The sequence below is a fragment of the Streptomyces sp. NPDC048290 genome (genome assembly GCF_040652095.1).
Lineage (GTDB): Bacteria > Actinomycetota > Actinomycetes > Streptomycetales > Streptomycetaceae > Streptomyces.
On record NZ_JBEZLM010000001.1, the window covers coordinates 152,909 to 159,524 of the forward strand.

Below are 6,616 nucleotides of genomic sequence, written 5' to 3' on the forward strand. Positions count from 1 at the left end.
CTGGGGCGGGCGGCGGGTCAGCCGGTGGGCGCGCCCTCGGTGCGGGCGATCAGGCTCTTGGGCCGCAGGTCCGTCCAGTGCTGCTGGACGTAGTCCAGGCAGGCGGCGCGGTCGGCCTCGCCGAACACCGTGGTCCAGCCCTGCGGGACCTCGGCGAAGACCGGCCACAGCGAGTGCTGGCCCTCGTCGTTGACCAGGACGAGGAAGGTGCCGCTCTCGTTGTCGAACGGGTTCGTCATGGAATTACTCGCCTTCTTTTCCTGTGAGCTTCTGGAGTTCTCGGGTTCTGGGGTTCTGGGGTTCTCGGGTTCTGGGGCTCTGTTCGGTGCGGTGCGGGCGACGGCCGGGGCAGGCGAATTCACGCGGTGCCGGAATTCGCCGAACCGGTGTTTCCCGGCGTGCTCGCGGTGAGTTTCGCGGTGAGAATCCGGCCGACCGGCGGCAGGTTTCCGGGGTGCAACATGCGGTAGTGGTCGACGGGGATCTCATGGGCCTCGATCGCCCCGCCGGTGTACGGCTCCCAGCTCGCGCGGGCCTCGGGGGCGGGCAGTTCGGCGGGGCGGTCCTCGGCGGCGATGAACAGCAGCACATCGCCGCCGTAGCGGCGCGGGCTGTGGCCGGGGGCGAACTGGGCCATGTTGCGCAGCACCTCCTGCATCCGGGACAGCACCCGGTCGCCGAGGTTGTTCCGGGCGTCGACCCCGGCGGAGACCTCGATCTCCTCCTCCATCAGCGTGGCCGACTGCTCCTCGGGGGAGATGTCGCGGCCCCGGGAGACGGACTTCCCGGCGCTGCTGGGGTAGGCGTCGAGCAGCGCGAGCAGGGCGACCTCCGCGCCGAGTTCCTCCAGCCGGCAGGCGATGGCCTGGGCGATCATGCCGCCGAAGGACCAGCCGAGCAGGTGGTACGGCCCCTCCGGCTGCACCCGGCGGATCTCGTCGGCGTAGTCCGCCGCCATGTCCTCGATGCTGTGCGGGAGTTCCTCGGGCCCGGCGAGCCCGCGCGCCTGCACCCCGTACACCGGCAGATCGGCCGGGAGGTGGGGGATCAGCGCCGCGTAGGACCAGCTGAGGCCCATGCTGGGGTGGAGGCAGAACAGCGGCGGGCGGGTGCCTTCGGGGCGCAGCGGCAGCAGCACCCCGAGTTCGCTGCCGCCCCGGCCGCCGGGGCGCGCGGTGCGGGCGGCGCGGCTCTCGCGCAGCTCCAGGGCTCCGTCCCGGTCGCGGCGGGCCCGCCTGCCGGTGCGCAGCATCCGGTCACCGGGCCGGTGGGGGTCGGCGACGAACACCTCGGCGGTCGTCGCGGGCCGCCCGGCGTAGCCGCGGGCGAGCGCGCTGCCCGTCACATAGAGGTCGCCCTCCACGCCGGTCGGCACCGGCCGCAGCCGCTGGTCGAGCACCTGGGCGCCGGTGTGCGGGAGGGTCCGGCCGGAGGGGGCGGCGAGCCAGTCGCCGCCGGTCTCGGGCAGGGCGTGCCCGGTGGCGGCGGGGGCGGGGGCGGGCTGCGCGTCGGCGAAGTGGACCGTGCCGCCGCCGGTCAGGGTGGTGAGCAGGGGGAGGGCGACGGTGGACTGCGGGGCCGCCGGGTCCAGCGGAGCGGGCGCCCCGGCCGGGGTGGTGGTGGCCGCCTGGGTGAGCCGGGCGGCCAGGACGCGGTGCTCCAGGACCGCGTGGGTGTCGTTCCCGGCGGGGAGCAGGAGGGCGGGGTGGGCGGGGTGCGGGGCGACCGGGTCCGCCTCGGCGGGGTCGGGCGCGTCGAGCGGGATCACCGGGACGTCCTGCGGCCAGGAGTGCGGGGCGTCGGGGGCTGCGGTGACCACCGCGGTGGGGCGGGGCGCTCCGGGGCCGGGGACCAGCCAGGCGGCGCCCGAGCGCAGCACGCCGAGGGCGGCGACCGGCAGCGCGGGGCCGGTGGGCAGGTCCACGGCCACCGTGTCCTCGGGGCCGATGCCCCGGGCGGCGAGCCGGCGGGCCAGGGCGGTGGCCCCGGCGTCCAGTGCGGCATAGCTGAGGCGGTCGGTGCCGGACGCCACGGCGGGCGCCTCGGGGTCCGCCGCCGTGAGCAGTGCGGTGACGGTGGTGGCGGGGACGGCCGTCAGGGGCTCCGGGACGATCCGGCGCTCGGTGTCGTCCAGCAGGATGTCGACGTCCCCGGCGCGCAGGGCGGGGTCGGCGGCGAGCTGCTCCAGGACGCGGGTGAGCCGGGCCGCGAAGGCGGTGGCGGTGGCCGGGTCGAACAGGTCGGTGGCGTAGGTCAGTTCGCCGGTCAGACCGCCGGGTCCGCCGTCGGCGTCCTCCGTCTCGGCGAGGCGCAGGGCGAGGTCGTACTCGGTGGCGCCGGGGCCGAGGTCGACCGGGCGGGTGTTCAGACCGGGCAGCTGCCAGGCGTCCCAGGGGTCCTCGCCCTCCTCGTGGACGTCCAGGGCGACCTGGAAGACCGGGTGGCGGTCGGGGGTCGGCGGCAGGTCGAGGGACTCCAGGAGCCGGGCGAAGGGCACGTCCTGGTGGCGGCGGGCGTCCCGGCCCGCCTCGTGGGCACGGGCGACCAGGTCGGTGAAGGCGGGGTCGCCGGACAGGTCGGTGCGCAGCGCCAGGGGGCGTTCGAAGGCGCCGATCAGGCCCTCCAGCTCCACTTCGTCGTCGCTGCGCTCCAGGACCGTGCCGACGGTGATGTCGTCGGCGGCGCCGAGCCGGCCGAGCAGCAGCGCCAGCGCCGCCTGGACGGCGGTGAAGAGGGACGCGCCCGCGGCGTCGGCGGCCGAGGCGAGCGCGGTGTGCGTGGCGGCGCCGAGCGTGACGGGCACCGATCCGGCGCGGCGGGTGGGCAGCGCCGGACGGGCCCGGTCGGCGGGCAGGTCGAGAGGGTCGGGGCCGCCGTCGAGGACGCCCCGCCAGTACTGGGTCTCGTCCCAGGCGAGGGTCTCGCGGTCCTGTTCACCGGCGAGCAGTTCGCCCTCCCACAGCGCGTAGTCGGCGAACTGGAGCGGCAGCGGGGCCCGTTCGGGCGCCCGGCCCCGGCGCCGGGCGCCGTACGCGGCGGCGAGGTCACGCATGAGGACCCCGGTGGAGCGGGCGTCGGCGGCGATCCGGTGGACCAGCAGATGCAGCACATGGTCGGTGGCGGAGAGCGCGAACAGGGTGTGCGTCCACGGGGTGTCGCGGGTGAGGTCGAAGGTGTGGGTGCCCGCCTCGGCCAGCAGCGCGGGGAGCTGCTCCTCGCGGGCCTCGGTCAGCCGCAGGGCGGGGCGGACGTCCTCGGCAGGCTGGATGTGCTGGCGCACGCTGCGGCCGGTGCCGGGGAACGTGGTGCGCAGGATCTCGTGGCGTCCGGCCAGGTCGCCGAGGGCGGCACCGAGGGCGTCCCGGTCCAGGGCGCCGGTGATCCGCAGGGCGAGGGCGTGGTGCTGGGGCGCGGCGAGGCCGTCGTCGGTGAGCCGGTCCAGGAGCCAGGTGCGGCGCTGTCCCGCGGTCACCGGCACGCTGTCCGGGCGGTCCTCGACCCGGCGCAGCGCCGGGCGGACCTTGGCGGCCAGCGCGCGGGCCACCCCGGCGGGGGTCGGCGCGGAGAACAGCCGCCGGATGGGCAGGTCGACGCCGAGATCCTCGCGGATACGGCGGGCGAGCCGCATCCCGAGACCGGAGTCGCCGCCGAGTTCGAAGAAGTTGTCCTCGGCGCCCACCTCGTCCAGGGCCAGCACCTCGGCGAACAGGGCGCACATCTGCCGTTCGGTCTCGCCCTCGGGGGCGCGTCCGGCGGCCCGGGTCAGGAAGTCGGGGGCGGGCAGCGCGGCCCGGTCGACCTTGCCGTTGGGGGTGACCGGCAGCGTCACCATCGCCATCACCATGGCCGGGACCAGGTACTCGGGCAGCGTCCGGGCGACCTGCTCGCGCACCTGCTCCGGGTCCAGGCCGGGTCCGTCGGCGACGACATAGCCGATCAGCCGTTTCTCGCCGGGGCCGTCGTCGCGGGCGGCGACCACGGCCTGGCGGACGCCGGGCACGGCGGCGAGGGCGGCCTCGACCTCGCCGGGTTCGACGCGGAAGCCGCGCACCTTGACCTGGTCGTCGGCCCGTCCGGCGAAGAGGAGTTCGCCGTCGGCGGTCCAGCGGGCCAGGTCGCCGGTGCGGTACATCCGGGCGCCGGGCGTGTACGGGTCGGCGACGAACCGTTCGGCGGTGGCGGCCCACTGTCCGGTGTAGCCGAGGGCGACGCCCTCGCCCGCGAGGTACAGCTCGCCCGCGACCCCGGCGGGGACCGGCTGGAGGAAGGCGTCCAGGACGTAGGCGCGCCGCCCGGCCAGCGGCCGTCCGACGGGGAGCGTGGCGCGGGGCGGGGCGCCGGGTGCCACCTGGTGCCAGGTGGCGCACAGGGTGGTCTCGGTGGGCCCGTACAGATGGCGGACCCGCAGCCCGGGGTGGGCCTCGCGGACCCGGGCGACGGCGCCGGGCGGGACGACGTCCCCGCCGGTCAGCACCTCGCGCAGCCCGGCGAAGCACTCGGGTGCCTCCTCCGCGAGCACCCGGAACGTCCCGGCGGTCAGATGGAGCATGGTGACCCCGGCGGCCACCTCCTCGCGGACCCGCAGCGCGTCGACGACGCCGGGTTCTGCGACCACCACCCGGGCGCCGGACACCAGCGGCACCCAGATCTCGAACAGGGAGGCGTCGAACGCGTGCGGAGCGTGCAGCAGTACGGCGTCGTCCGGGCCGAGCGCCCAGCCCGGGTCCCCGGCGAGCGCGGCGACCGCCCGGTGCGGCACGGCGACGCCCTTGGGGGTGCCGGTGGAGCCGGAGGTGTACATCACGTACGCCAGGTCGCCGGGGTCCGGGGCGGCGGCGGGGTCCACCGGGCCGCCGTCGCCGTCGAGTTCCTCCAGCGGGGTCGGGGCGACGGGGCTGTCGACGGGGACGGACTCGCGGGCGGCGCCGGTGCACAGGACCGCGGCGGGGTCGGCGTCCTTGAGGAGGTGGGTGATCCGCTCGGCGGGGTGGGTGATGTCGACGGGCAGGTGCGCGGCGCCGGTCCGCCAGATGGCGAGCAGCGTGGTGAGCAGGTCGGCGGAGCGGTCCATCAGGACGGCGACCCGGTCGCCGCGGCCGATGCCGCGCCGGGCGAGCTGTCCGGCGAGCCGGGCGGACGCGGAGTCGAGTTCGGCGTAGGTCAGGGTCCGCTTGCCGTCGGTGACGGCGACGGCGCCGGGGGTGCGGGCGGCCTGCGCGGCGAACAGGGCGGGCACGGTGGCCGGGGGCCGGGCGGGTCCCGCGCTGTTCCAGCCGCGCAGGATCTGGTCGCGCTCCGGGCCGGTGACGGTGGCGAGCCGCCCGACGGGGACGGCCGGGTCGGCGGCGAGCTGTTCCAGGACCCGGATCAGCCGGTTCAGGACGGCTTCGGCGGCGGCCCGGTCGAACAGCTCGAGCTGGTGGTCGAGTTTGACGTGCAGCCGGTCGCCGCCGGGCGCCACGACCAGGGTGAACGGGTAGTGGGCGGTGTCCCGGGAGAGCTTCGCCGGGCGCATGGTCAGGCCCTGGGAGCCGGGTTTGGAGGGGGCGTGCGGGAAGTTCTCGTAGACGACCAGGGTGTCGAAGCCCGCGCCGGGGCCGCCGAGGCGCTGTACCTCGGGCAGGCCCAGGTGCTGGTGGTCGAGGAGTCCGGCCTGCCGTTCCTGGAGCGCGGTGAGCAGCTCCACGGCGGGCCGCCCGCCGTCCAGCGGGACCCGGACCGGCAGGGTGTTGATGAGCAGGCCCACCATCGACTCGACGCCGGGCAGTTCGGCCGGGCGGCCGGAGACGGTCGCACCGAACACCACGTCGGTGCGCCCGGCGAGCTGGCCGAGGACGACCGCCCAGGCGCCCTGGACGACGGTGTTGAGGGTGAGGCCGTGGCCCCGGGCCAGCGCGGTGAGCCCGGCCGTCAGCTCCGGGGTCAGGTCGGTGAGGACGAACCCGGAGTCGGGCAGCCGGGTCGGGTCGGCGGGCGCGACCAGCGTGGGGGCGTCCAGACCGGCCAGCTCGGCCCGCCACATGTCCCGGGCGCGCTGCTTGTCCTGCCGTCCGAGCCAGCCCAGGTAGTCCCGGTAGGAGGCGGTGGCGGGCAGCCCGGAGGGGTCGCCGCCGGACGCGTACAGCGCGGACAGCTCGCTCATCACGACCGGCATCGACCAGCCGTCCATCAGCACATGGTGGCTGGTGACGACCATCCAGTGGCGGTCCTCGGCCAGCCTCACCAGCGCGATCCGCAGCAGCGGTGCGGCGGCCAGGTCGAAGCGGCGGGCGAGTTCCTCCTTGGCCACCCGGTCGGCGGCGGCCAGGGCGCCGCTCCCGGTGAACCCGCTGACGTCCTCGAACCGCCAGGGCAGGGTCACCTCGCGGGCGATGACCTGCACCATCTGGGCGCCGCTGACATGGCGGAAGCAGGCGCGCAGGGCGGCGTGCCGGGCCACCAGCGCCTCCCAGGCGGCCCGCAGCCGGTCGCCGTCGACCGGCTGGTCGAGGGCGAGGACGGCCTGCACGGTGTAGACGTCGGGGCCGCCGCGGTCGTCCAGGGCGGCGTGGAAGAGCAGCCCTTCCTGGAGCGGGGACAGCGGCCACACGTCCTCGACGAGGGATCGGGGCATCGC

Annotated in this window: 2 protein-coding genes; both read right to left on the reverse strand. The window is 76.3% G+C overall.

Annotated elements, in window-relative coordinates:
* Positions 1-17: 17 nt before the first annotated feature.
* Positions 18-239 carry an MbtH family protein gene (locus AB0D49_RS00640; RefSeq protein WP_362748406.1) on the reverse strand — a complete coding sequence of 74 codons (222 nt, stop codon included), beginning with the start codon at positions 237-239 and terminating at the stop codon, positions 18-20.
* 119 nt (positions 240-358) lie between these two features.
* On the reverse strand, positions 359-6,613 hold the full coding sequence (locus tag AB0D49_RS00645) for an amino acid adenylation domain-containing protein (protein WP_362748409.1): 6,255 nt from the start codon (positions 6,611-6,613) through the stop codon (positions 359-361).
* Positions 6,614-6,616 lie beyond the last annotated feature (3 nt).